The organism is Hahella sp. NS-SX17 (assembly GCF_057367735.1).
Window position 1 is genome coordinate 6,469,353 of sequence record NZ_CM170632.1, and the last position, 23,936, is coordinate 6,493,288.

General features: G+C 54.2%; 21 protein-coding genes. 2 read left to right on the plus strand and 19 right to left on the minus strand.

Translation table 11 applies throughout. From position 1 onward, the window contains the following. The first annotated feature begins 46 nt into the window (after positions 1-46). On the plus strand, positions 47-1,978 hold the full coding sequence (gene dxs / locus AC2IBB_RS28915; protein ID WP_486330137.1) for a 1-deoxy-D-xylulose-5-phosphate synthase: 1,932 nt from the start codon (positions 47-49) through the stop codon (positions 1,976-1,978). 84 nt (positions 1,979-2,062) lie between these two features. On the opposite strand, the gene ribA is transcribed toward dxs, so the two are convergent. From ribA to AC2IBB_RS28955, 8 genes are all read right to left on the minus strand, one after another. Then, positions 2,063-2,686: a GTP cyclohydrolase II gene (ribA, locus tag AC2IBB_RS28920; RefSeq protein ID WP_486330138.1), complete on the minus strand. Its 624-nt coding sequence runs from the start codon at positions 2,684-2,686 to the stop codon at positions 2,063-2,065. Positions 2,687-2,818: 132 nt separating this feature from the next. Then, positions 2,819-3,805 (minus strand): GTP 3',8-cyclase MoaA, encoded by a 987-nt coding sequence (gene moaA, locus AC2IBB_RS28925; RefSeq protein WP_486330139.1) that lies wholly within the window; start codon positions 3,803-3,805, stop codon positions 2,819-2,821. Positions 3,806-3,911: 106 nt separating this feature from the next. Next, positions 3,912-4,163: a molybdopterin converting factor subunit 1 gene (gene moaD / locus AC2IBB_RS28930; RefSeq protein ID WP_486330140.1), complete on the minus strand. Its 252-nt coding sequence runs from the start codon at positions 4,161-4,163 to the stop codon at positions 3,912-3,914. Positions 4,164-4,166: 3 nt separating this feature from the next. Beyond that, a complete protein-coding gene (gene moaC / locus AC2IBB_RS28935; RefSeq protein WP_486330141.1) occupies positions 4,167-4,646 on the minus strand; it encodes a cyclic pyranopterin monophosphate synthase MoaC in 480 nt (159 codons plus the stop codon). Between the two features lie 24 nt (positions 4,647-4,670). Next, positions 4,671-5,075: an 8-oxo-dGTP diphosphatase MutT gene (mutT, locus tag AC2IBB_RS28940; RefSeq protein ID WP_486330142.1), complete on the minus strand. Its 405-nt coding sequence runs from the start codon at positions 5,073-5,075 to the stop codon at positions 4,671-4,673. A gap of 30 nt (positions 5,076-5,105) precedes the next feature. After that, entirely contained in the window at positions 5,106-6,326 is a 1,221-nt protein-coding gene (gene argJ, locus AC2IBB_RS28945; RefSeq protein WP_486330143.1) for a bifunctional glutamate N-acetyltransferase/amino-acid acetyltransferase ArgJ, read from the minus strand. Positions 6,327-6,331: 5 nt separating this feature from the next. Further along, complete coding sequence (secA, locus tag AC2IBB_RS28950) at positions 6,332-9,061, minus strand: preprotein translocase subunit SecA (protein WP_486330144.1); 2,730 nt, start codon at positions 9,059-9,061, stop codon at positions 6,332-6,334. A gap of 319 nt (positions 9,062-9,380) precedes the next feature. Beyond that, positions 9,381-10,316 (minus strand): M23 family metallopeptidase, encoded by a 936-nt coding sequence (locus AC2IBB_RS28955; RefSeq protein ID WP_486330145.1) that lies wholly within the window; start codon positions 10,314-10,316, stop codon positions 9,381-9,383. Positions 10,317-10,455: 139 nt separating this feature from the next. On the opposite strand from AC2IBB_RS28955, the gene AC2IBB_RS28960 reads away from it, so the two are divergent. Next, a complete protein-coding gene (locus tag AC2IBB_RS28960) occupies positions 10,456-10,899 on the plus strand; it encodes a DciA family protein (protein ID WP_486330146.1) in 444 nt (147 codons plus the stop codon). Positions 10,900-10,902: 3 nt separating this feature from the next. Here AC2IBB_RS28960 and lpxC read toward each other — a convergent pair whose 3' ends face one another. The 11 genes from lpxC to AC2IBB_RS29015 form a co-directional block, all read right to left on the minus strand. Further along, on the minus strand, positions 10,903-11,811 hold the full coding sequence (gene lpxC / locus AC2IBB_RS28965; protein ID WP_127968640.1) for a UDP-3-O-acyl-N-acetylglucosamine deacetylase: 909 nt from the start codon (positions 11,809-11,811) through the stop codon (positions 10,903-10,905). Positions 11,812-11,903: 92 nt separating this feature from the next. Next, on the minus strand, positions 11,904-13,067 hold the full coding sequence (gene ftsZ, locus AC2IBB_RS28970; protein WP_127968639.1) for a cell division protein FtsZ: 1,164 nt from the start codon (positions 13,065-13,067) through the stop codon (positions 11,904-11,906). Positions 13,068-13,158: 91 nt separating this feature from the next. Beyond that, complete coding sequence (gene ftsA / locus AC2IBB_RS28975; RefSeq protein WP_486330147.1) at positions 13,159-14,391, minus strand: cell division protein FtsA; 1,233 nt, start codon at positions 14,389-14,391, stop codon at positions 13,159-13,161. A gap of 29 nt (positions 14,392-14,420) precedes the next feature. Further along, positions 14,421-15,251, minus strand: coding sequence for a cell division protein FtsQ/DivIB (locus AC2IBB_RS28980; protein ID WP_486330148.1), 831 nt, complete (start codon positions 15,249-15,251; stop codon positions 14,421-14,423). 121 nt (positions 15,252-15,372) lie between these two features. Beyond that, positions 15,373-16,320, minus strand: a complete 948-nt coding sequence (locus AC2IBB_RS28985) for a D-alanine--D-alanine ligase (RefSeq protein WP_486330149.1) — start codon at positions 16,318-16,320, stop codon at positions 15,373-15,375. A gap of 85 nt (positions 16,321-16,405) precedes the next feature. After that, complete coding sequence (gene murC, locus AC2IBB_RS28990; RefSeq protein WP_486330150.1) at positions 16,406-17,839, minus strand: UDP-N-acetylmuramate--L-alanine ligase; 1,434 nt, start codon at positions 17,837-17,839, stop codon at positions 16,406-16,408. Beyond that, positions 17,832-18,914: an undecaprenyldiphospho-muramoylpentapeptide beta-N-acetylglucosaminyltransferase gene (murG, locus tag AC2IBB_RS28995; RefSeq protein WP_486330151.1), complete on the minus strand. Its 1,083-nt coding sequence runs from the start codon at positions 18,912-18,914 to the stop codon at positions 17,832-17,834. The genes murC and murG overlap by 8 nt, the downstream gene beginning before the upstream one ends. Further along, a complete protein-coding gene (gene ftsW / locus AC2IBB_RS29000; RefSeq protein WP_486330152.1) occupies positions 18,911-20,104 on the minus strand; it encodes a putative lipid II flippase FtsW in 1,194 nt (397 codons plus the stop codon). Before ftsW ends, murG begins: the two co-directional genes overlap by 4 nt. Next, complete coding sequence (murD, locus tag AC2IBB_RS29005; protein ID WP_486330153.1) at positions 20,101-21,441, minus strand: UDP-N-acetylmuramoyl-L-alanine--D-glutamate ligase; 1,341 nt, start codon at positions 21,439-21,441, stop codon at positions 20,101-20,103. Before murD ends, ftsW begins: the two co-directional genes overlap by 4 nt. A gap of 7 nt (positions 21,442-21,448) precedes the next feature. Next, positions 21,449-22,531, minus strand: a complete 1,083-nt coding sequence (mraY, locus tag AC2IBB_RS29010; protein WP_486330154.1) for a phospho-N-acetylmuramoyl-pentapeptide-transferase — start codon at positions 22,529-22,531, stop codon at positions 21,449-21,451. Positions 22,532-22,578: 47 nt separating this feature from the next. Then, positions 22,579-23,925 carry a UDP-N-acetylmuramoyl-tripeptide--D-alanyl-D-alanine ligase gene (locus AC2IBB_RS29015; protein ID WP_486330155.1) on the minus strand — a complete coding sequence of 449 codons (1,347 nt, stop codon included), beginning with the start codon at positions 23,923-23,925 and terminating at the stop codon, positions 22,579-22,581. Positions 23,926-23,936 lie beyond the last annotated feature (11 nt).

Consider the following 23,936-nt stretch of genomic DNA (forward strand, 5'->3'; position numbering starts at 1 on the left):
GATCCGGCGGCTAACCCCTTAGAACCGAGCGACAACTACTGCAAGAATGCAAAAACCATACGTATTTCAAGAAATTCCAGTGCACCGGCCCAATACGCCGTTGCTCGACAAAATCGACTCTCCGGCCCAGCTGCGTCTGCTGAATGAAGCAGAGCTCCTGCAGTTGGCGCACGAACTACGTGCATTTTTGCTGTACAGCGTAGGCCAATCCGGCGGCCACTTTGGCGCAGGCCTGGGTGTAGTGGAGTTAACAGTAGCCTTGCACTACGCCTTCAATACACCGGAAGACCGCCTGGTTTGGGACGTAGGTCACCAGGCTTACCCTCATAAAATCCTTACAGGCCGCCGTGAGCAAATGCTCACTATCCGGCAAAAGGATGGCCTCGCCGCGTTCCCGCGCCGCGAGGAAAGCCCCTACGACACCTTTGGCGTCGGGCATTCCAGTACATCCATCAGCGCCGCACTGGGGATGGCTATCGCCGCACGCATGCAGAACCAGCCGCGGAAAGCCATCGCCGTCATCGGCGATGGAGCCATGACGGCGGGGATGGCGTTCGAAGCTTTGAACCACGCCGCCGACACCAAGGCGGACCTGCTGGTGATTCTGAACGACAATGACATGTCGATTTCTCGCAATGTTGGTGGTCTGTCCAATTATTTCGCCCGCCTGCTGGCCAGCAAAACCTACAATCAGATGCGCGACAGCGGTAAACGCGTGCTTCAGGGCGCGCCGGGCCTGATGGAGCTGGCTCGCAAGACGGAAGAACACTTCAAAGGCATGGTCGCCCCCGGCACCCTGTTCGAGGAGCTGGGCTTTAACTACATCGGCCCCATTGACGGGCACGACCTGCCTCGCCTGATAGAGACTCTGAACAACATCAAGGAGTTGAACGGCCCTCAGTTCCTGCACGTCGTCACCAAAAAAGGCAAAGGGTTCGCTCATGCGGAAAGCGACCCTATTGGCTATCACGCCATTAATAAAATCGAACCCAAACCGAAGGTTCAGGACACCGCCAAAGCGCCGAAAAAACCACGATACTCGAATATCTTTGGGCAGTGGCTGTGTGACATGGCCGAACAAGACGCCAGCTTGGTGGGCATAACTCCCGCCATGTGCGAAGGCTCTGACCTTATTGAGTTCTCCAAACGCTTTCCTGAGCGTTATTACGATGTCGCCATCGCCGAGCAACATGCAGTGACTTTAGCTGCCGGCCTCGCGTGCGACGGAGCCAAACCGGTAGTGGCCATTTACTCCACTTTTCTGCAACGGGCGTATGACCAGCTCATTCACGATGTCGCCATTCAGAATCTGGACGTGCTATTCGCCATCGACCGGGCCGGATTGGTCGGTGAAGACGGCCCTACACACGCAGGGAGTTTTGACCTGACCTACCTGCGTTGTATCCCCAACATGGTGATCATGGCGCCGTCGGATGAGGACGAAACCCGAAAAATGCTGACCACCGGCTATAAGTTCACCGGTCCCGCCGCCGTCCGCTACCCCAGGGGCAATGGGCCTGGCGCAGAAATCAGCCCTGGTCTGGAGACTCTGGAGATTGGAAAAGCCAACTTGCGCCGCCGCGGCGCACAGACAGTGATCCTCAACTTTGGCGCACTGCTGCCCGCAGCACTGGAAGTGGCGGAAGAACATAACTTTACTGTCGTGGATATGCGCTTCATCAAACCCCTTGATCAAAACATGATCCTGGAGATGGCGAATACCCATGACTTGTTGGTGACTCTGGAAGAAAACTGCGTACTTGGCGGCGCGGGTAGCGGCGTTATCGAATATCTTGCGTCTCAAGGCATCTCAATGCCCGTATTGCAATTAGGCTTGCCTGACGTATTTATCGAGCATGGCAAACCTTCCGAGCTTCATAAGGAGGCGGGTCTGGACAAACAAGGCATCGCCGCAGCCATCCAAAAGCGCCTGCAGAGCCTGAGTCTGACTTCACCCAAAACGGGAACCGGCGACTAATAACGCAAACGGGGCGCTTAAAGCGCCCCGTTTATCTTTTCTCTTCGAAATACCTGCGTCCGATAGAACCAAATCTAGTCGTTGTTATTTAGCGACGACAACATAATCGTCGTCCTGATGGGTAGTCAGCAAGTGCCCCAGTTTACCGGCTTTAGTCGCCAGATAATTCCGATTATGCGGATTTCTTCCCACTTCCAATGGCACTCTCTCAACCACTTCAATCCCGAGCTTCGTTAACGAATCAACTTTACGAGGATTATTAGTCATCAGACGGATTCGGCTTATACCCAAGTGGTAAAGCATCGGCTTGCACATACTGTAATCACGCAAGTCTGCAGCGAACCCCAGCTGCTCATTGGCTTCCACTGTGTCAGCGCCCTGATCCTGAAGATTGTAGGCGCGTATCTTATTCAATAAGCCAATACCACGGCCTTCCTGACGCAAATATAACAATATCCCGCGTCCCTCTGCGGCGATGCTGCGCAAGGCCTCATCCAGCTGATAACCACAATCGCAGCGCATACTGAATAAAGCATCCCCGGTCAGGCACTCTGAATGAGTGCGGGCCAACACAGGCGCTCCGTCGCCAATATCTCCCAAGGTCAGGGCAATATGTTCCTTTTGCGTTCCGACTTCTTGGAATCCGTGCATATCGAATACACCAAAGGGAGTTGGCAGCTTGCAACTGGCGACATAGGTGACAGACACTCGATACTCTCTCTAAAACTTGGCGGGGCGGAAATTCTATCAGATGCGCCGCCCCACCCCAACACTTAGACTCATGGGCGCAGCCTATGGCGTTAATAAGTTACGCCAATGAGCCACCCCACAAGACTGGCGTCAACCGCCGGTCATGTTCATAAAGCGGACAATCTGAGGCTCTTCCTCAAGATTAAAATAGTGCCGTTCAGGCTTAATCGCCATCGCGTCGACAATCGTCTGGTGAAGCTGCTCTGGCCTGCCGCGCAATACTTCACGCAAATCGACGGAGTGTTCATTACCCAGACACAGCAGTAAGCGTCCCTCCACCGTCACCCGAACACGGTTACACAAGTGACAGAAGTTGTGGCTATGAGGAGAAATGAAACCAATTCTGGAACCACTATCGGACATTCGGTAATAACGGGAGGGCCCCCCTGTATTCTCACTACAGGGAAACAGTTCATAATCCTGACTGATGCGCTCACGTAATTCTGCACTGGAGACAAACGAAAGTTGACGATTATGTTCGGTGATTGCGCCCAGCGGCATTTCTTCAATGAAAGAGATATCCAGCTTTTGCGCCCGCGCATATCGCACCAAGTCCATCAGCTCATCTTCATTGCGTCCGCGAAGGATCACAGCATTGAGCTTGATACGCTCAATGCCAGCGGTTTTAGCGGCTTCGATTCCCGCCAGAACCTGCTGTAAGTCGCCAGTACGAGTCAACTCTTTGAAGCGAGCCGTATTTAAACTGTCAAGACTGACATTAATGCGCTTGACGCCCGCTTTACCGAGATCCTGCGCCATTTTGACAAGCTGTGAGCCATTGGTGGTCAGCGTTAACTCATGCAGCCCCTGCAAACGACCAAGTTTATCCACCAACTCAAGAATGTTGCGACGAACAAGAGGTTCTCCCCCAGTTAAACGCAGCTTACGGACGCCCAGCTCAACAAAGGCTTTGCCGACCTCATAAAGCTCTTCCAAGGATAGAATCTGTTCGCGGGGAAGGAAGGTCATATCCTCCGCCATGCAATACACACAACGGAAGTCGCATCGGTCGGTTACAGACAGCCGTACGTAATTTACTTCACGGCCAAATCGGTCAATCAGGCGGGCTGAAGACATAGCGAAACGCACTCCCCCTTGATAACTACAAACTCCATTTATACGCCACCTTCATGACCGAAACAAACCCGGCCATGACTGGCGGCGAACTACTCACGACAGGATTTCAACCGCCAGTTACAGGCGGAAAGAATGCAACTTCATCCCCATCAGCAACAGCCGCAGTGAGCGGCGCCATTTCCTGGTTAATCGCCGCCAGAATATTCCCTTGCCTTAATGCAGGCTCCGCTTCTGGAAGCTGCGCCACCACGGCGTCCAAAAGCGCCGCAATATTGCTCCCTGAATCCAAGGCGGGAAACTCCATCTCAGAACAGCCAACCTGCTCCCGTAGTTTGGCGAAAAACAATACTTTAATCATGACTTACTCCTGAGCCCGCCAGCACCCGCTACGTCCGCCTTGCTTCTCCAGCAAACGCACAGACTCGATCACCATCCCTTTATCTACAGCTTTACACATATCATAAAGGGTCAGCGCAGCAATACTGGCCGCCGTCAACGCCTCCATCTCCACACCTGTTTTTGCATCCAGCTTACATATTGCCTCAATACGTACGACAGAAGCGCTTGCATCCGCCTCCAGGTTTACTTTCACTGACGTCAAGTTAAGGCTGTGGCACAGGGGAATCAGATCAGAGGTTTTTTTCGCCGCCTGAATGCCCGCAATTCGAGCGACGGCGAAGACATCGCCTTTTTTATGGCGGCCTTCAGTAATCATGGCCAGGGTTTCCGGCTGCATTCGAATCAATGCCTCCGCTCGTGCGACCCGGGTTGTCGTCTCCTTGTCGGAAACGTCCACCATATGCGCCGCGCCCTTGTCATCAAGATGGGTGAGTTCAGCCATCCGCACTACTCCTCACTCAAGTCATTAATTGGCTTGCCGCAACGCCTCAATGATCTCACGATTGGCGGCGGGAAACGCCTCGGGGTCAAGCTCGTTCAAGTCCAGCCAAGCGACATACTGCCCTTCCCGACCTAGAGCCTCGCCAGAAAACCGGGATACGCGCCACACATCCAACAGCACATGTTTATCAGGATAGTGGTGCTCTATTTTGATCAGTGGGTGAGTCGCGTCCTCTGATATATCCACTTGGACGCCAACTTCTTCAAAAAGTTCACGCTGCAATGCGGACAGAACCGTTTCACCGGGCTCCACCTTGCCTCCAGGGAACTCTAGAAGGCCTCCTTGATGCAGATGATCAGGCCTGCGCGCCACCAACACCTTATTCTGTTGATCAAGAATAACCGCAACGGCGACATGAACCGCTTTCATTCTCAGACTCCGCAAAATTCAACAGGGCGTTCAGGTTCGATATTCAGCATTGATGGTGACGTACTCATGAGAGAAATCGCAGGTCCAAACCGTATCTTCTATTTCTCCACGGCCCAGATCGACCCGAATCGTGATGTCCTCAAGATCCATTACGGCCTGTCCAGCCTCTTCCGTATATGACGTGGCCCTGGCTCCACCTTCAACAATACATACCTCATTGAGATAGATATTAATGCGCTCAACCTCCAGATCCTGCAATCCAGCACGGCCAACCGCCGCCAAGATACGTCCCCAGTTAGGATCGCTCGCAAATAAAGCAGTCTTGACCAAGGGGGAGTGAGCAATGGTGTAAGCAACATCAAGCGCTTCGCTGAGCCCCTCTGCGCCCTGAACGTTGACCGCCACAAATTTAGTGGCGCCTTCCGCGTCTCTGACAATGGCATGAGCAAGTCGCTGCATCAGGTCATCAAGCGCTTCCTGAAACGGCCGCCACAGCTCAGCATTTTCCTGGGTAAATCTGGGAGCGCCGGACTGGCCTGTCGCCACCAGTACACAGGCGTCATTAGTGGAAGTGTCTCCATCTACGGTGATGCGATTGAAAGACTTATTCGCCGCCGCAGTCAACATACGTTGCAGCAACTCCGGCTCGATATCCGCATCTGTCGCGACAAAACCGAGCATGGTGGCCATATTCGGTTTGATCATTCCTGCGCCTTTACTGACGCCGCTGATGTGAATCGCAACACCACCGATATCCAGGCGCACTGTCGCGCCTTTAGGTCGGGTATCCGTCGTCATAATGCCTTGCGCGGCTTCCACCCAAGCGTTGTCGCTCAGATTACCCAAAGCGCTGGGCAAGCCCGCTACGACTTTATCCACAGGTAAAGGCTCGCCAATGACTCCCGTGGAAAAAGGCAACACTTGCCTGGAAGCCACTTCGCCAAGTTGCGCTAACGCCTCACAGCATCGCATGGCGTTATCCAGGCCTGGCCGTCCAGTGCCCGCGTTGGCGTTACCAGTGTTGATTAGCAAATAGCGAGGCGCGCCATCAGCCAAGTGATGCTTAGCCAGCGTCACGGGAGCCGCACAAAAAGCGTTGCTAGTAAAAACAGCAGCGGTTTGCGCCCCTTCACACAGCTCAAACACTACCAGGTCTTTACGTCCCGGCTTTTTAATTCCGGCGGACCCGACTCCAATGCGAACGCCCGCGACAGGGTGGAAGACTGGTAAAGGCGCATGCCCCACTGCCATCTCAATTACTCCATGCGACCATGACACTGTTTATACTTTTTGCCGGAACCACAAGGACACGCCTCATTACGTCCCACTTTCTTGTGATCGCGCACATAAGGAGCATCCGGGCCCTGCGCCTCTTGCTCTTCTGCATCGGAGCTTTCTTCTGACGCTTCAGGATGCGTCGCTTGAGCGCGCTGCATTTGCTGCGCTAATGCTTCACGACGACGACGCTCAAGCTCTTCCATTTCTTCCTGTTTCTGAACTCTTACATGGCAGATAACCCGAACGACATCATGCTTGATCGTGTCCAGCATGTTCTGGAACAGTTCAAACGCTTCGCGCTTGTATTCTTGCTTGGGATTTTTCTGCGCATAACCACGCAAGTGAATTCCCATACGCAGTAAATCCATATTGGAAAGGTGCTCTTTCCATAAGGTATCCAGTACTTGCAGAAATACTTGCTTCTCAAAATTGCGCATGACCGAAGCGCCAACCACTTCTTCTTTCTCGCGATAAGCCTCGACTACAGCCTGCAGAATTTTTTCACGCAGGGTCTCTTCATGTAGACGCTTATCTTCATCAAGCCATTTCTGCACGGGAAGCTCAACGCCAAAATCTGAATCCAGCTGTTTCTCCAGTCCCGGAACATTCCATTGCTCAGCCAAACTTTGTGGCGGAATGAACTGGCTGACTGTAGCGGAGACCACATCGCCACGAATGGCGTCGATCATTTCCGAGATATCGTCGGTCGCCATGATCTCATTACGCTGCTCATAAACCACGTGGCGCTGATCATTCGCCACATCGTCATATTCAAGCAGAGATTTACGGATATCAAAGTTGCGGCCTTCCACTTTACGCTGGGCCTTTTCAATCGCGTTGCTCACCATACGGTGCTCAATCGCTTCGCCCTTCTGCATACCTAATGCCTGCATAATATTTTTCACCCGGTCAGAGGCGAAAATACGCATCAGGTTATCTTCCAAAGATAAGTAGAAACGAGTCGAGCCGGGGTCGCCCTGGCGACCCGAACGCCCCCGTAGCTGGTTATCAATACGTCGGGACTCATGTCGTTCAGAACCAACAACGTGCAGGCCGCCTGCCGCAATTACCTGATCATGGCGCTTCTGCCAGTCGGCTTTAATTTTGGCAATCTGTTCCTGAGTTGGGTCTTTAAGTTCAGCGACTTCCGCCTCCCAATTCCCTCCCAATACGATGTCAGTACCGCGCCCCGCCATATTGGTGGCGATAGTGACAGCGCCAGGGCGTCCCGCTTGTGCGATCACATGCGCTTCCCTTTCATGCTGCTTCGCGTTCAAGACGTTGTGAGCGATGCCTTCTTTTTTCAGCATGGCCGCCAAGTATTCAGACGCCTCAATAGAGGCAGTACCAACCAGCACTGGGCGGTTTTGCGTCACAGTATCTTTGATGTCGTCTATAACCGCCTGGAATTTCTCGTCAACGGACAAGTAAACCAAGTCATTGTAATCAATACGCTTAATCGGTTTGTTAGTTGGAATGACAATTACGTCCAGACCGTAGATCTGACGGAACTCAAAGGCCTCTGTGTCAGCAGTACCGGTCATACCGGCGAGTTTTTCATATAAACGGAAGTAATTCTGGAAGGTAGTGGAGGCTAGCGTCTGACTTTCCGCCTGAATCTTAATGTGTTCTTTTGCTTCAATCGCCTGATGCAGACCTTCCCCCCAGCGACGCCCAGGCATAGTTCTACCAGTGTGCTCGTCGACGATCACGACTTGACCATTTTGAACAATGTAGTCGACGTCTTTGTTATATAAGTGGTGGGCGCGCAGAGCGGAGCTAATATGATGCAGGAGGCCCAGGTTTGTCGCAGCGTAAAGGCTGTCGCCTTCTTCAAGCAAACCATTCTTGGTTAATAGATCCTCTACATAGGTATGCCCTGACTCAGAAAGCTCCACTGAACGGCTTTTTTCATCGACCGTAAAGTGACCGTCTACAGGTTGTCCTTCTTCTGGCGGCTCGCCTTTCTTAAGCATGGGAACCAGCTCGTTGATTTTTCTATATAGCTCGGAGCTGTCTTCAGCGGGGCCACTGATTATTAATGGTGTCCGCGCTTCATCTATAAGGATGGAGTCGACCTCGTCGACAATCGCAAAGTGTTGGCCGCGTTGCGCTTTATCCGTCAGGCTGAAAGCCATGTTGTCGCGCAGGTAGTCGAACCCGAATTCGTTGTTGGTCCCGTAAGTAATGTCCGACGCATAGGCGGCGCGTTTGGTTTCGCCATCTTGTCCGCTTACCACTACGCCAACGCTTAGCCCTAAATATTCGTAAAGAGGCCTCATCCAGTCCGCATCACGACGCGCCAGATAGTCATTTACGGTAACCACGTGCACGCCCTTTCCAGACAGGGCATTAAGATAAACGGGAAGTGTTGCTACCAGAGTTTTACCTTCCCCTGTCCGCATCTCCGCGATCTTGCCTTCATGCAACACCATTCCACCGATCAGCTGCACGTCGAAATGGCGCATCCCCATCACGCGCTTGCCAGCTTCCCGAGCTACCGCAAAGGCTTCCGGCAGTAAATGATCAAGCGTCTCTCCCTTTTCGACTCGAGAACGGAACTCCTGCGTTTTTGCTTTAAGAGCAGCTTCGTCTAATGCGCTGATTGACTCTTCCAGTTCGTTGATGCGTTTGACAACTTTGCCCATGCGCTTAATTTCGCGGGCATTTTTGCTGCCGAAAATTTTCCTGGCGATAGATGAAAACATAACTAACGAAATTACCTGTCTCTTTGAAGCGTTTATGGAGGCTCCGCTCGTGGCGGAATCGCTTGCTCGTTACTTTATGGATTTGTGAGCCACCTTGCCGAAGGAGATAAAAATTCAGCGGGAGCGTAATTCCAAGCTCCGCATTCTAACCTCAATTTGTTACAGCAATAAAGGGATTAGTGCACACTTGTTACCCCCAGTAACAGGCAATACGTGCGGGGGTGTAGAGAATATGCCTTTCAAGAGAGGCGCCACAAGGAAGGTAAAGCCATGGGGGACAAGGCCTCAGCGCGAGTTGCAAAGAGGCCTTACACAAGTGTTACCGGCTTGCGCGGTGGATAAATTTCGTGGGATTTGCGGAGCGTCCGTCCTGAAGCACTTCGAAATGAACATGAGGTCCAGTTGAACGACCTGTGCTGCCCATTTTAGCCAATACCTGGCCTTTCTGGACGATATCGCCGATTTTAACCAAAAGCTTGGCGCAATGCGCATAGCGGGTAACCAGACCACCGCCATGGTTCACCTCAACCAGATTGCCATATCCGAAGCGCTCTTCCGAGTGAGTCACAACACCGCCAGCGACAGCAACGATATCGCTGCCTTCTTTGCCTGCGAAGTCTACGCCGGAATGCCATGCGCGCTTGCCAGTGAAAGGGTCAGAGCGGAAGCCGTAATGTGAAGAAAGCCAACCTTTCTTAATAGGGCGACCAGCGACAAATTGCTCTCGCTGAAAGCGCTGATTAACAAAAAGTTCGTCCATCACCCGTAGTTGTTGCTCGCGAGACTCTGCCTGCTGCTCTATTGATTCAAGCACCTGAGTTAACATCGGCACCGAGAAAGACTGCTCCAAAGTAGGCTCTTCTGGCCCACCCAATGCAGGAGACGATTCGAAATCAAACTCCCCCTCATCCAATCCGGCCACATCCGTAAGACGCTGCCCTAAAGCATCAAGGCGTAAAAGCCGCGCCTGCAACTCGCCCATACGCAACGTCAACGCATCTATATTTTGTTGGGCAAGCAGTTTATAAGTTCTGATTTCTTCTTTTTGTTGCTTCAGGTTTTCATGCCAGGTTCTTACCAACTCAGGCGTAATAGAAGCATCTGATGCGGTGGATTGCCGCCCCAACCAAAATGCCGCAGCGAGCAGCGCGCCCACCAGAAACAACGCAAAAACCGTCGTCAGCACAACTGCGCGCGCGCCCATAGAACGAGCGCGCGACTGACCATGTCCATCTCTCAGGAAGATAATATTCATGCTTTTCCAGGGTTTTGAGTTGCCTGAATTATATAAACGACGGAGGTTATCTAAAAATACTATACTTGTAAATTGTAACAGATGTTGTGATAGTTGATGTCTGCAAATGTAACAAACCTTTAATATTTGGTTAACCGAAATGGCTGATAGAGATAGAAAGCTGGGAGATATCCTGTCCTCATCTTCCCCCACGCTGGAGTCTCTTTTTCAACATGCCTTGCAACTGGATAAGTTGCAGCAAATCTTCGCCCAATGCCTCCCCACACACTTACGCGACAAAGTAACGTTAACATCAGTGAAAGACGGCGTTATTCGCGTACGGGTCCCTGATGCTATGGCCGCGACGCAATTACGCATGAGTCAGCACACATCTTTGCCAGAGCTACGCCAACATAAAGAGTTTGACTTCGCTTATCAGTTCAAGATTCGCGTAGAGCCGGAGGAAGTAAAAACGAAGGCGAAAAGAAGAGCGAAACCAATTTCGCAAAAGAACGCCGAGCTCCTTAAGCAAGAAGCTCGGCACTGTGACGATCCGGAACTCAAGAAAGCCCTGGAGGCTCTCTCAACTCATACCGCGGACTAAGTATCAGGCCAGCACGGGTTTCAGGTAGGAAATCGGTGCTTCGCTGGCGTCTTCAAAAGTCACAACCTCCCAAGCATCCTTTTGGGAAATGAGTTCACGGAGGAGCTTATTATTTAAACCGTGACCCGACTTGTGCCCTTTAAACTCACCGATCAGACTGTTGCCCAACAGGTATAGATCCCCGATGGCGTCCAGCACCTTGTGCTTGACGAATTCATCTTCGTAACGCAGGCCGTCTTCATTGAGAATCTTAAAGTCATCGACAACAATAACGTTATCCATGCTGCCGCCCAAGGCTAAATTCATCGCGCGCAATTTCTCAATGTCGCGCATAAACCCGAATGTCCGCGCACGACTTACTTCCTTAACGAAAGAAGTGCTGGAAAAGTCGATTACTGTCTCCTGTGAGCGGCCTTTGATCACAGGGTGATCAAAGTCTATGCTGAAGGTCACTTTGAAACCGTCGAACGGCACAAAGGTAGCCCGCTTATCCTCATCAGTAACCGTAACTTCGCGCTTGATACGGATGAATTTCTTGGGCGCGTCCTGCTCAGCAATGCCCGCCGATTGAATCAAAAATACAAACGGACCGGCGCTGCCATCCATAATAGGCACTTCGGCTGCGCTCAACTCAACGTAGCAGTTATCGATTCCTAATCCGGCCAGAGCTGACAGCAAGTGCTCAACAGTTGCTATCTTCACTCCGTTTTTCACGAGAGTCGTAGAGAGAAGGGTTTCGCCTACGTTCTCAGCACGCGCCGGAATTTCTACGATAGGATCGAGATCTGTACGGCAGAATACAACACCCGTATCCACCGGGGCCGGTTTCAGGGTCAGGTATACCTTTTCCCCTGAATGCAGGCCAACGCCGGTGGCTCGAATGATGTTTTTAAGTGTGCGCTGTTTTATCATTTCAATGATTTACCAAGATCTGGATAAAATTCGGCCAAATAATACCAGAAAGGTATTAGGTGCACCAACCTAAAAGACCGAACTCATTCTCATTAATCCGCCTGACGACGCAAAAACGCAGGTATATCCAAATAGTCCACGTTTTGCTCATCCCCTACGGCCCGACGATCCACCGCCGCATTGCCCACAACTGACGTTGCGCGTTTGCGCATCACAGTCGGGCGCTCCAGCTGATGGTAATCAGTGGTGCCGTTCATAGTCCGGGAAGAGTTGTCCACTACCTTGGTTGGTCGGTCATGCACACCACCCAAGCCCGTAGCGACCACTGTCACCCGCAACTCATCCTTCATTTCCGGATCGATTACCGTACCAACCACTACAGTCGCAGCGTCGGAAGCGAACTCTTCGATGGTGGCGCCCACTTCAGAGAACTCGCCCAAAGACAGATCCATGCCCGCGGTAATGTTAACCAGAATCCCACGCGCGCCCTGCAGATTGATATCTTCAAGCAGCGGGCTGCGTACGGCTCTTTCCGCCGCTTCGCGAGCGCGATTGTCGCCGCTGGAAACACCGGTGCCCATCATCGCCATGCCCATTTCCGACATAACGGTGCGAACGTCCGCAAAGTCTACGTTTATCATTCCTGGACGGATAATCAAATCCGCAATTCCCTGTACAGCTCCCAAAAGCACATCGTTAGCGGCGGCGAAAGCATCCAGCAGACTGGTGTTTTTGCCCATGACGCTCAACAGTTTCTCATTGGGAATTGTGATCAAAGAATCGACGTGTTGTCCCAGCTCACGCAGGCCAGCCTCAGCAACTTTCATACGTTTGCCGCCCTCAAATGGAAACGGACGCGTCACAACCGCAACCGTCAGGATGCCCATTTCGCGAGCTATTTCCGCTACGACCGGCGCTCCGCCTGTGCCGGTGCCGCCGCCCATTCCTGCGGTGATGAAGACCATATCGGCGCCTCTCAACGTTTCCGCGATGCGCTCTCTGTCCTCCATCGCAGCCTGACGCCCTACTTCTGGATTGGCCCCGGCGCCCAGCCCCTTGGTGACGCTGCCGCCGAGTTGAATCACGTGCTTGGCGTCAACGTCACGCAACGCCTGAGCGTCGGTGTTCGCGCAGATAAACTCCACGCCTTCCACCGAAGAGGCGAGCATATGACGAACTGCGTTGCCGCCGCCGCCGCCAACGCCAACAACTTTAATGACTGCATTTTGTGGTACGTTATCTACGAGCTCAAACATTCCCCTTCTCCTTCTTCGTTATAGTACCTGCGACCTGAAACTAATTTCCGCAGGTTGGTATAGACCTTTGAGTTGACTCTATTTGGGCTGATTAAAAATTCCCCATAAACCAGTTCTTCAGCCGTTGGAACAGGTTTTCTGCAGGTTCTCCCCGGTGCTGGGCGCCCCGGCCGAGATCTTGCTGCTTAAATCCATAGAGCAGTAATCCGACTGCGGTGGAGTACATAGGATTGCTAACCACATCACTCAGGCCGGTGACCCATTGCGGCACCGCCAGCCTTACCGGCATGTGGAAAATCTCCTCCGCCAACTCCACGACCCCCTCCATACTGGAGGTTCCTCCAGTGAGCACGACGCCTGCAGCGATGAGATCCTCATAACCGCTGCGTCGTAACTCTGATTGGATCAAGGTGAACAGCTCCTCATAACGCGGCTCCACAACCTCCGCCAACGACTGCCGGCTTAAGTCCCGCGACGGGCGATCTCCAACACCCGGCACCTTGATCGTCTCATCCGCGCCTGCCAACTGGGTCAGCGCACAGGCGTATTTGATTTTGATTTCTTCCGCATTCTGCGTCGGCGTTCGTAACGCCATCGCTATATCGTTCGTGACCTGATCGCCAGCGATAGGAATAACCGCCGTATGACGAATAGAGCCGCCGGTGAATATCGCGATATCAGTCGTGCCGCCGCCAATGTCGACCACGCACACGCCCAATTCTTTCTCATCGTCCGTCAGCACCGCGTAGCTGGAAGCAAGTTGTTCGAGGATTATTTCATCCACTTCCAGACCGCAACGCTTCACGCACTTTTCAATATTCTGATAGGCATTGACCGCGCAGGTGACCAGATGCACTTTGGCCTCTAAGCGGACGCCAGACATCCCTACAGGTTCTTTCACGCCTTCCTGGTTGTCGATAACATACTCCTGCGGCACCACGTGCAGCACGCGCTGATCGGCTGGAATCGCCACCGCTTGCGCGGCGTCCAACACCCGGTCCAAATCCGCCTGCACCACTTCACGGTCGCGAACGGCGACAATGCCATGGGAGTTCATACTGCGGATGTGGCTACCGGCAATACCTGCATAGACGGAGTGAATTCGGCAGCCAGCCATCAACTCCGCCTCTTCCACTGCGCGCTGTATGGCCTGGACCGTTGTTTCGATATTGACGACAACGCCCCGTTTGAGTCCGCGTGACGGATGGGAACCGATGCCAACGACTTCAATCGCTCCTTCCTGATTTCTCTGCCCGACAATGGCCACCACTTTGGATGTGCCAATGTCCAGCCCCACAATCATATTCCCACTCGAACTCGCCATATATTTCGACTCTGTCTTAAAGTTCACATTCAACCTTGTTCCGGAGTAACGTCTGCTTTCCATTTCACCGCCACCCCCCGGGTGTATCGCGCGTCGACACTCGCTATTTTTTCTCGCTCCTGGTGCAGTTTTTTCTCAAACAGCACGGTAAACCGGTGCAGCCTCCCCTCGACATCCTGCTTCCCCAGGTTAAGCTCCCATCCATCAGTGAAGCTGATGATCCACGCCCCCCGGGATTCCATGATCACGCCGTTCACGTCTAGTCCGACCCTGGTCAGTTCCGCCTTCCATTTCTGGAAGTTGTCAAACACCAGCCGTTCGGTGTTCGGAGGACCAATCAGCGCGGGCAAACCATTCACCGCCACACCTGTCTCTTTGACAAACAAACGACCAGCTTCGTTGATATAGCCCTGATTGCGCCATTTGACGAAAGGCTCTTCCTCTTCAAGGTCCACCTGCACTGCGTCTGGCCACAACCTGGAGATGGAGGCGCGTTTAACCCAGGGGTGGGCCTCCATATTTTTTCTCACGCCTTCCAGGTCAGATGTGAAAAAGCTGGCGTTTAATAGCGGCGACAACAGCTCTTTCACTTCCTCCCTGCTCACATAGTTCAATTCTCCAACCACCTGAACGGTAGCCACTGGACGGTCCAGCCATTTGACGCCAGCGATCAACGCACTCAACACCAACAGCCAAAAACAGAAGATCGAGACGTGCAGCAGTACCCGACTCCACGGAATAACGGCCAGCAGTCGTACGATCGCAGCCGGTCCGGATTTCCGTTTTTCGGCGCGCGCCGCGGCGCGGGTCGCAGTTGCGCCGCGTCGGGAGCCAAGCGGTTTGTCGAGCTGCTTCTTCATTGGCGTCATTCGCTTTAGCGACTCTCAGTTACTTGCTATGGCGTAACTCTCATTACGCACGTCCGTCCACTTCTATTTGTTCAGTCGTCCGTGACTGCGCTCAAGCCGGTAGTCGTCCTGGTTACAGCGTCGTTCCAAGTATGCTTAAAACCAACTGTTCAAAACTCAATCCCGAGGCTCTCGCCGCCATGGGAACCAGGCTATGATCCGTCATCCCGGGAACAGTATTCGCTTCCAGCAACCAGGGTTCTCCGCTGGCGTCGCACATAATGTCCACCCGGCCCCAGCCAGAACACCCAATCGCCCGGTAGGCGCGCAAAGCCAGCGCTTTGAGCTCATCTTCTTTATCTTTCGGCAAACCGCAGGGCAAAATGTAGCGCGTGTCGTTCACGACATACTTGGCTTCGTAGTCGTAGAACTGGCGATCCGTTTCCAGCTTAATAGCTGGCAATGCGTCCTCTCCCAGAATTGATACCGTGTACTCGGCGCCGGTTATCCATTGCTCTGCGATGACGACCGAATCAAATTTCGCCGCTTCCAGATACGCCGCCTCCAACTCCGCCGCTGAGACTACTCTGCGCATGCCAATACTGGAGCCTTCATGGACCGGTTTGACCATCAACGGCTGCCCAGCGCCCACTTCCGCAACGATGGTTTCCCAATCGCAGTCAGCATCCAGCACTGCGTACTTTGGCGTAGGAATCGCCATGGTTTCCCATAGCTGTTTTGTACGCAGTTTATCCATCGCCAGTGCGGAAGCCAGAACATCGCTACCGGTATAGGGTTTGTTCAGCAGGGTTAACAGCCCCTGCATGGTTCCGTCTTCTCCGCCACGGCCGTGCAGTACAATAAAAGCCCGGTCAAAGTGGCCATCCAGCAAAGGTTGCAGGCCATCGCGAGGATCGATATGGAAGCAGTCCACACCGGCGTTACGTAAGGCTGCGAACACTTGCCCACCGCTTTTCAGGGATACATCCCGTTCAGCAGACGCCCCCCCGAACAGCACCGCCACTTTGCCGAAATCGGCAGGCGGCAGGTCTTTAACTTTTTCCCAACTGACAACCGTCATATATGCTTCACTTACCTTGTTGCCTTGTTACGCCGGACCGTTACGGGCGTAATCATTCATACTTACTCTTAGTCAGCTCAGACTGTTATTGCAGTCCGCCTTCAGCCAACACGCCAGCGAGCGCGCCAATGTCTCCCGCTCCTTGCGTCAGCAGAAGGTCGCCATCCTGAAGAACGCCGCTCAGCACAGCTTTTACGTCCTGGCCACGTTCGATAAATATTGGATCAAGCTGTCCTCGCTGCCGGATACTGCGGCACAGGCTGCGTCCGTCCGCGCCAGGAATCTCTTTTTCACCAGCGGGATAGACATCCATCAGCACCAAAACATCCACTTTGGACAGCACCTGCACAAAGTCTTCGTATAAGTCGCGGGTGCGTGTGTAACGATGGGGCTGGAACACTGCAACCAGACGCTTGCCAGGCCAGCCGTCGCGAATAGCCTTGATCGTCGCGTCGACTTCCCTGGGGTGATGACCATAGTCGTCAACCAGCATGACGGAGCCTGCCGCCACTGGATAATTTCCGTAAACCTGAAAGCGACGCCCTACGCCCTGGAATTTATTCAGTGCAGAAACAATCGCCTTGTCCGCAATTCCTTCATCCGTCGCCACCGCGATAACTGCTAGCGCATTGAGAACATTGTGTTTGCCGGGCATGTTCAGGCTGATGCGTAAATCCGGCTGACCACCGGGACGTTTCGCAGTGAAAGAGGTCTGCATGCCATGCTGCTCAATGTCCACGGCGCGCACGTCCGCTTTCTCGTCAAAGCCATAGGTGATAACGGAACGCCCCACACGTGGGATAATTTCACGCACCACTGGGTCGTCGTAACACATCACCGCCACACCGTAGAAAGGCAGGTTGTGCAGAAAATCGACGAACGTCTGCTTCAGTTTTTCAAAGTCGCCGCCATACGTGTGCATGTGGTCCGCGTCTATGTTTGTCACCACAGACACCATTGGCGTCAGGTGTAAAAAGGACGCATCGCTTTCGTCCGCTTCAGCCACCAGATATCTGGAAGCGCCCAGTTTAGCGTTAGTTCCTGCGCTGTTCAGGCGGCCGCCGATAACAAAAGTCGGGTCCAAGCCCGCCTCCCCCAACACCGACGCCATCAAGCTCGTTGTCGTTGTTTTCCCGTGGGTGCCCGCAATCGCGACGCCATGTCGATAACGCATCAGCTCCGCCAGCATTTCCGCACGGGCGATAACTGGAATACGCTGCTCATTGGCCGCCGTCACTTCAGGGTTGTCTTTGGCGACAGCGCTGGATGTCACCACTACATTGGCGCCGGCGATATTCTGCGCGGTATGACCAAATGTGATACTGGCGCCCATGTCGCTCAAACGTCTGGTTGTTGCGGATTCTTTCAAGTCAGAACCGCTGATTTCATAACCCTGGTTCAAAAGCACTTCAGCGATGCCGCACATACCGGAACCGCCAATTCCGACAAAATGTATGCGTCTGATACGGCGCATTTCAGGCGGTCCCCAGACCGTGTTTTTCATAGTTGTCTCAGTCATTGGCGCACGCCTCCCAACAATACTTGACCACTTCTCTGGTCGCTTCGGGCTTGGCTAACGTCCTTGCGGCGTTCGCCATATCCAGCAGTTTTTGCGGCTGCCCAAGCAGGGAAGTCAAAGTCTCAGCCAATCTTTCCACCGTTAATTTGTCCTGTTGAAATATCATCGCCGCTCCCGCCTGTTCCAGATGACGGGCGTTCGCGGTCTGGTGATCGTCCACCGCATGAGGGTACGGCGCCAGCAGCGCGCCCAGTCCTACGGTGCAAAGCTCGGCGAGGGTCAACGCCCCCGCCCGACATAAGGCCAAGTCAGCATTTGCGTAAACACCAGCCATGTCTTGTAAAAAGTCGTGGACTTCCGCCTCCACCCCCAGGCTCGCGTAGAGCTCTCGACAAGCTTGGTCCTTGCCTTCACCCGCTTGATGCACAACTCGCGGACGCAATGACTCAGGCAAGGCGGCGATCGCTTTTGGAGCCGCCTCGTTCAGCGCCAGGGCGCCACGGCTGCCGCCAAGAATCAACAATGTTGGCTTTCTAGAGCCGACGCCTCTTTCCTGGGGCGAGGGCAAATCCGCTAACTCGTCTCGAACCGGGTTGCCCACGGTCACCACCGATTGCGCCTGAGCAAAGGTTTGCGGAAATGCTTCCAGCACATATCGCGCGCCGCGCGCCAACCAACGATTGGTCATTCCCGCAATCGCATTCTGTTCGTGAATCACCAGCGGCGTGCCGGTCAAACAGGCCACGATGCCGCCAGGTCCTGACGCGAAGCCGCCCATGCCCAGCACGCAGTCGGGCTTTTCCTTGCGAAACACGCTAAACGCCTGCCACAAGGCACGCATCAGATTGACCGGCGCCATTAACAACGCCGCAGCGCCTTTGCCTCGCAGACCACCAATACTGATCAGCCGCATGGGGATGTCCGTGCGACTGATAATGCGTTCTTCCATCCCCCCGCGCGCGCCCAGCCACACTACATTCGCCCCCTGCTCGCGCAACGCAAGCGCGGAAGCCAGCGCTGGATAAACATGCCCGCCGGTGCCGCCCGCCATAACCAGGAACGTTTTGCCGCTCATCGCTGCGCGCCTCCCCGGTTTTTCACTTTTGGCGACTCTTCTTCACTCTTCTCTCCGCCCACTGCCTCAGAGCCAATACGCAACAGAATCGCCACGCACAAACAACTGATAATCAAACTACTGCCACCGTAACTGATCAGCGGCAACGTCAACCCTTTAGTGGGCAACAGACCTGTGTTCACTCCCAGGTTAATCAGCGCCTGACCGCCAAGCAGCAGGGTGACGCCATAACCGGTATAGGCGTTAAACAATTGTCCTGTCCGCTCCGCCATCCGCGATACATACATGCCGCGCCACAACAGCACGCCGAACAGCGCGATAATCAACACACTGCCCAGCAGGCCCAACTCTTCCGCAATAATCGCGAACACAAAGTCGGTATGCGCTTCAGGCAGATAAAAAAGCTTTTGCACACTGTTGCCCAGGCCTACGCCGCTCCACTCACCACGCCCGAAAGCGATTAACGCCTGGGTTAGCTGATAGCCACTGTCAAACTGATCGGCCCAGGGATCGGTATACGCCGTCAATCGCTTCAACCGGTATGGCTGCGATACCGCCAGCAACGCCACACTGCCCACGCAGAACATCAACAATGCGGCGAATCGACTTAACGCTACGCCGCTTAAAAAAATCATCCCGACAACTGCGCACATGGTGACAACCAAGGCGCCAAAGTCCGGCTCCATCAACAGCAGCAACGCCACCAGCGTCAACACGAGCAACGGCTTGGCGAAGCCCCACCAGCTGCCGCGAACTTCGTCCAGACGACGCACCAGATAGCTGGCGGTATATATCACCAGACAGACCTTAGCGATTTCCGACGCCTGGATATTGATCACACCCAGACTGATCCAGCGAGTACTGCCGTTGACTGTGCGCCCTATGCCAGGGATCAACACCGCCACCAAAAAGCCCAGCGCCACCACCAGCAGTATCCAGCTTTGCTTGTGCCACCATTCCAGAGGCAACCGCAAAATCACAAAACCGACAGCAAGGCCTGCCAGCAAATAGGTCAGGTGCCGCCACATGTAATACAACGCTTGCCCATTGGCGTCGTCAGCGAAATCAACCGACGCGGAGGTCACCATAATCAAACCGATGGCCGCCAGCGCCAGCGCTGAGGCCAGCAGCGGCATATCCAGCGCCATTGTCTGGGTGTTTTTGGAAGCGGTAAGCGTTAATGCGCTCATAACGCCCTCACCCATTGCTTGAACTGATCACCACGGTCTTCATAGCTTTTAAACATGTCAAAACTGGCGCAGGCTGGAGACAGCAACACCAGATCACCGGGCGAGGATTTTTCCGCCGCCAGCTTAACCGCCTCTTCCATAGAGGCCGCTGACAGCGCAGACGCCCCATCAGCGAAGGCTTCTTTTAATTTAGGGCCATCCTCCCCCACGATAATCAACGTGGACACCCATTCCTTCACCGCCGGAGCCAACGGAGCAAAGTCTTGCCCTTTCCCTTGCCCGCCGCAGATCAATACGATTCCGCCGCTGGTTACAGGTCCCAATCCGGCCAATGCAGCTTGCGTCGCCCCCACATTGGTGGCCTTGGAATCATTGATATAAGCAACTCCGTCTTTGTCGGCTACCCACTCGCAACGGTGAGTCAGCCCAGCAAACTCTCTCAATGCCTTCAGGCAAGGTTCGCGCTCCAAACCTGCTGCGTCCGTCAGCGCCAGCGCAGCCAGGGCGTTGCTCCAGTTGTGCTTACCGCGGATACGCATTTGCTCCACAGCCAATAGCTTCTCAGCGCCATACGCCAGCCATGCGTCGCCACCGTCCTCTAGTACGCCATACTGTCCTGGCTCTGGCTTTTTCAGGGTAAACCAGGTGACCTCCGCTTCCCGGCTCAGAGGCGGTTGCGCCAACGCGTCATCGCGATTCAACACTTGCCGGCGGCAGCCGTAGAAAACTCTCAACTTGGCGAGGTGGTAAGCCATCATGTCCGCATAGCGGTCCATGTGGTCTTCCGACAGATTCAGTACCGTCGCCGCCAGTGCGCCCAAATGTTCAGTCGTCTCCAACTGGAAGCTGGACAACTCCACCACATATAAATCCACCCCGTCCGCCAGCAGATCCAGCACCGGCGTACCCAGGTTGCCGCCCACAGCGACATTCACGCCACAAGCTTTCGCCATTTCACCGACCAGTGTGGTCACAGTGCTTTTACCGTTGGAGCCGGTAATGGCCAGAATGGGCGCATTGGCTTCGCGACTGAATACGTCTACATCGCCACAAATCTTGACGCGCCCTTTCACAGCCTGCAGATCTGGATGACTCAATGGCACGCCAGGGCTCAACCAGATTTCGTCGGCGCGCGCCAACATATCCTGATCCAACCCGCCGGTCACCACCTGTACATCCGGATTGATCGCATTAAGCTCCGCCAGCCCTGGAGGATTTTCCCGCGTGTCCATCACGCAAAAACCATATCCGCGCCGTGTCAGGTAAGCCGCGCAGGACAGCCCGGTCTTACCTAACCCGATAACAGCGATATTACGGTCGCGCGCCAGAATCGACATGAATGAATTACCTGATCTTCAACGTCGCCAAACCAACCAGCACCAGCACTACGGTTATTACCCAAAACCGCACGATGACTCTCGGCTCCGGCCAGCCTTTGAGCTCAAAGTGGTGATGCAACGGAGCCATGCGGAAGATTCGCCTTCCGGTCAGCTTGTATGACGCCACCTGTAGAATCACGGACACCGTCTCCATTACGAACACGCCGCCCATTACAAAAAACACCAGTTCCTGACGGACAATAACCGCCACCACGCCTAGGGCGGCGCCAAGGGCCAACGCGCCCACATCGCCCATGAATACCTGCGCCGGATAGGTGTTGAACCAGAGAAAGCCCAGCCCTGCGCCAACCAGCGCACCCAGGAATATCACCAGTTCGCCGGTTCCCGGCAAATAAGGAATATGCAGATACTCCGCAAACTTCACGTGACCGGACAGGTAAGCGAACACGGCCAACGCGCCGCCTACCATGACAGTTGGCATAATCGCCAGTCCGTCCAGGCCGTCGGTCAGGTTCACCGCATTACTGCCGCCTACGATGACAAAATAAGTCAACAGCACAAATCCCACGCCAAGCGCCAACGTGACGTCTTTGAAGAAAGGGACGATCAACGTGGTTTCCTGTGGTAATTGCGCAGTCTTGAATAACAGGACCGCTGCGCCGAAGCCGAACACGGACTGCCAGAAATACTTCCAGCGCGCCGGCAAGCCTTTAGGGTTTCTCTCAACGACTTTGCGCCAGTCATCCACCCAGCCGATAGCGCCGAACAAAAGGGTCACGCCCAAGGTGATCAGTACGTAGCGATTGGTCAGGTCCGCCCACAGCAAAGTACTCACTGCAATCGCCACCAAAATCAGCGCGCCGCCCATAGTAGGGGTGCCGGCTTTACTGAAATGACTCTCAGGACCATCGTCTCTGACCGCTTGCCCGATCTGGTAATAGCTGAGCTTGCGAATCATCACCGGTCCCACCAACAGCGAGATCAGCAGTGCCGTTAAGACACCCAGGATCGCACGCAGCGTGAGGTACTGGAACACACTGAAAATGCTGAAATACTGCGCTAGAAAATCAGCTACCCAGACTAGCATTTAGCCCCGTCTCCCATCGCGTTTGATGAACGGACGTTCATACGATTTCATTTCTCCACAATCTGCTTCACAACGTTTTCCATCGCCGCGCTCCGTGAGCCTTTCACTAATACCGTAGTGTTAGAGTCCAAGCGCTCCCGCAACCATGCGGCGATGTCGTCATGAGTAGTAACAACCGGGGACGCATCCCCGAAACCTTCCCGATATTCCGCCGCCCAGCGGCCTATTCCTAATAACATGTCTACGCCGTTGTCCCTGGCGTATTGAGCAACCTCCCTATGCGCTTCTTCCGCAACGGAGCCTAATTCCCCCATGTGGCCAAGAGCAGCGATACGACGCCCTGGATAGCGGGCCAGGACGTCAATCGCCGCCTTCATAGAAGTCGGGCTGGCATTGTATGTGTCATCCAGAATGACACTCCCGTTAATTCCCAGTAACTTGTTCATACGCCCTTTGACAGGAGCCGCAGAGGCAAGCCCGTCGCGCACCTCTTCCAGCGTCCACCCCAACGCCAGTGCGGCGGCGGCGGCGGCCAAAGCGTTGCGAACGTTGTGCGCGCCCGGCAATGGCAAAGTCGCGTCAATGTTTCCTTCTGGCGAGCACAGCCGAAACCGGGAGCCGTTCAGCTCCAGGTTTACGTCTTGCGCCCTTACCGTCGCAGACTCATCCATACCAAAACTGATAACTTTGCGCGCGCCCGCCATTTCCACCCATATGGAGAAATTGGCGTCGTCTTTATTCAGCACCGCCACACCGTCATCAGGCAAACCGCAAACAATTTCCCCCTTGGCTTTAACAATGCTCGCCAAGTCGCCAAAACCTTCAACATGCACCGCCGCAGCGTTATTCAGAATCGCCACATGGGGGCGGGTGAGCGCAACGGTGTAAGCGATCTCTCCAACCGCACTGGCGCCCAGCTCAAACACCGCGCTTTTGTGTCCGTCATTCAATTGCAACAGACTCAAAGGCACGCCAATGTGATTGTTAAAGTTGCCCTGGGTCTTACATACGTCACCGTGCTGGGACAATATAGAAGCCAGCAGCTCTTTCACTGTGGTCTTACCTGCGCTCCCGGTGACGGCCGCCACCGGTCCGTTAAATCGGCTCCGATTCTGCGCCCCTAATCGACCCAGACCGACAAGACTGTCCGCCACGGTAATCTGAGCCACTTCCACCGCCACTTTGCTTTGCGTCAGCACAGCGACAGCACCCTGAGCGACAGCAGCGTCAATATATTCATGGCCATCGAAGCGGTCGCCTTTCAGCGCAACAAACAGCGCGCCGGAGCAGTCCGCCCGGGAGTCAGTCGTCACGCGGGCAAAAGCGACATTGTCGCCCTCAGCCACTCCGCCAACTGCTTTTGCTACGTCGCCTGTGAACCAGTCTCCGATCATCGTCTCTATCT

Excerpts from the sequence above, each read along its gene's own strand:
- dxs (WP_486330137.1), top strand. The coding sequence starts at position 47 with ATGCAAAAACCATACGTATTTCAAGAAATTCCAGTGCACCGGCCCAAT.
- moaA (WP_486330139.1), bottom strand. The coding sequence starts at position 3,805 with ATGTCTTCAGCCCGCCTGATTGACCGATTTGGCCGTGAAGTAAATTAC.
- moaD (WP_486330140.1), bottom strand. The coding sequence starts at position 4,163 with ATGATTAAAGTATTGTTTTTCGCCAAACTACGGGAGCAGGTTGGCTGT.
- moaC (WP_486330141.1), bottom strand. The coding sequence starts at position 4,646 with ATGGCTGAACTCACCCATCTTGATGACAAGGGCGCGGCGCATATGGTG.
- mutT (WP_486330142.1), bottom strand. The coding sequence starts at position 5,075 with ATGAAAGCGGTTCATGTCGCCGTTGCGGTTATTCTTGATCAACAGAAT.
- argJ (WP_486330143.1), bottom strand. The coding sequence starts at position 6,326 with ATGGCAGTGGGGCATGCGCCTTTACCAGTCTTCCACCCTGTCGCGGGC.
- secA (WP_486330144.1), bottom strand. The coding sequence starts at position 9,061 with ATGTTTTCATCTATCGCCAGGAAAATTTTCGGCAGCAAAAATGCCCGC.
- AC2IBB_RS28955 (WP_486330145.1), bottom strand. The coding sequence starts at position 10,316 with ATGAATATTATCTTCCTGAGAGATGGACATGGTCAGTCGCGCGCTCGT.
- AC2IBB_RS28960 (WP_486330146.1), top strand. The coding sequence starts at position 10,456 with ATGGCTGATAGAGATAGAAAGCTGGGAGATATCCTGTCCTCATCTTCC.
- lpxC (WP_127968640.1), bottom strand. The coding sequence starts at position 11,811 with ATGATAAAACAGCGCACACTTAAAAACATCATTCGAGCCACCGGCGTT.
- ftsZ (WP_127968639.1), bottom strand. The coding sequence starts at position 13,067 with ATGTTTGAGCTCGTAGATAACGTACCACAAAATGCAGTCATTAAAGTT.
- ftsA (WP_486330147.1), bottom strand. The coding sequence starts at position 14,391 with ATGGCGAGTTCGAGTGGGAATATGATTGTGGGGCTGGACATTGGCACA.
- AC2IBB_RS28980 (WP_486330148.1), bottom strand. The coding sequence starts at position 15,251 with ATGAAGAAGCAGCTCGACAAACCGCTTGGCTCCCGACGCGGCGCAACT.
- AC2IBB_RS28985 (WP_486330149.1), bottom strand. The coding sequence starts at position 16,320 with ATGACGGTTGTCAGTTGGGAAAAAGTTAAAGACCTGCCGCCTGCCGAT.
- murC (WP_486330150.1), bottom strand. The coding sequence starts at position 17,839 with ATGACTGAGACAACTATGAAAAACACGGTCTGGGGACCGCCTGAAATG.
- murG (WP_486330151.1), bottom strand. The coding sequence starts at position 18,914 with ATGAGCGGCAAAACGTTCCTGGTTATGGCGGGCGGCACCGGCGGGCAT.
- ftsW (WP_486330152.1), bottom strand. The coding sequence starts at position 20,104 with ATGAGCGCATTAACGCTTACCGCTTCCAAAAACACCCAGACAATGGCG.
- murD (WP_486330153.1), bottom strand. The coding sequence starts at position 21,441 with ATGTCGATTCTGGCGCGCGACCGTAATATCGCTGTTATCGGGTTAGGT.
- mraY (WP_486330154.1), bottom strand. The coding sequence starts at position 22,531 with ATGCTAGTCTGGGTAGCTGATTTTCTAGCGCAGTATTTCAGCATTTTC.
- AC2IBB_RS29015 (WP_486330155.1), bottom strand. The coding sequence starts at position 23,925 with ATGATCGGAGACTGGTTCACAGGCGACGTAGCAAAAGCAGTTGGCGGA.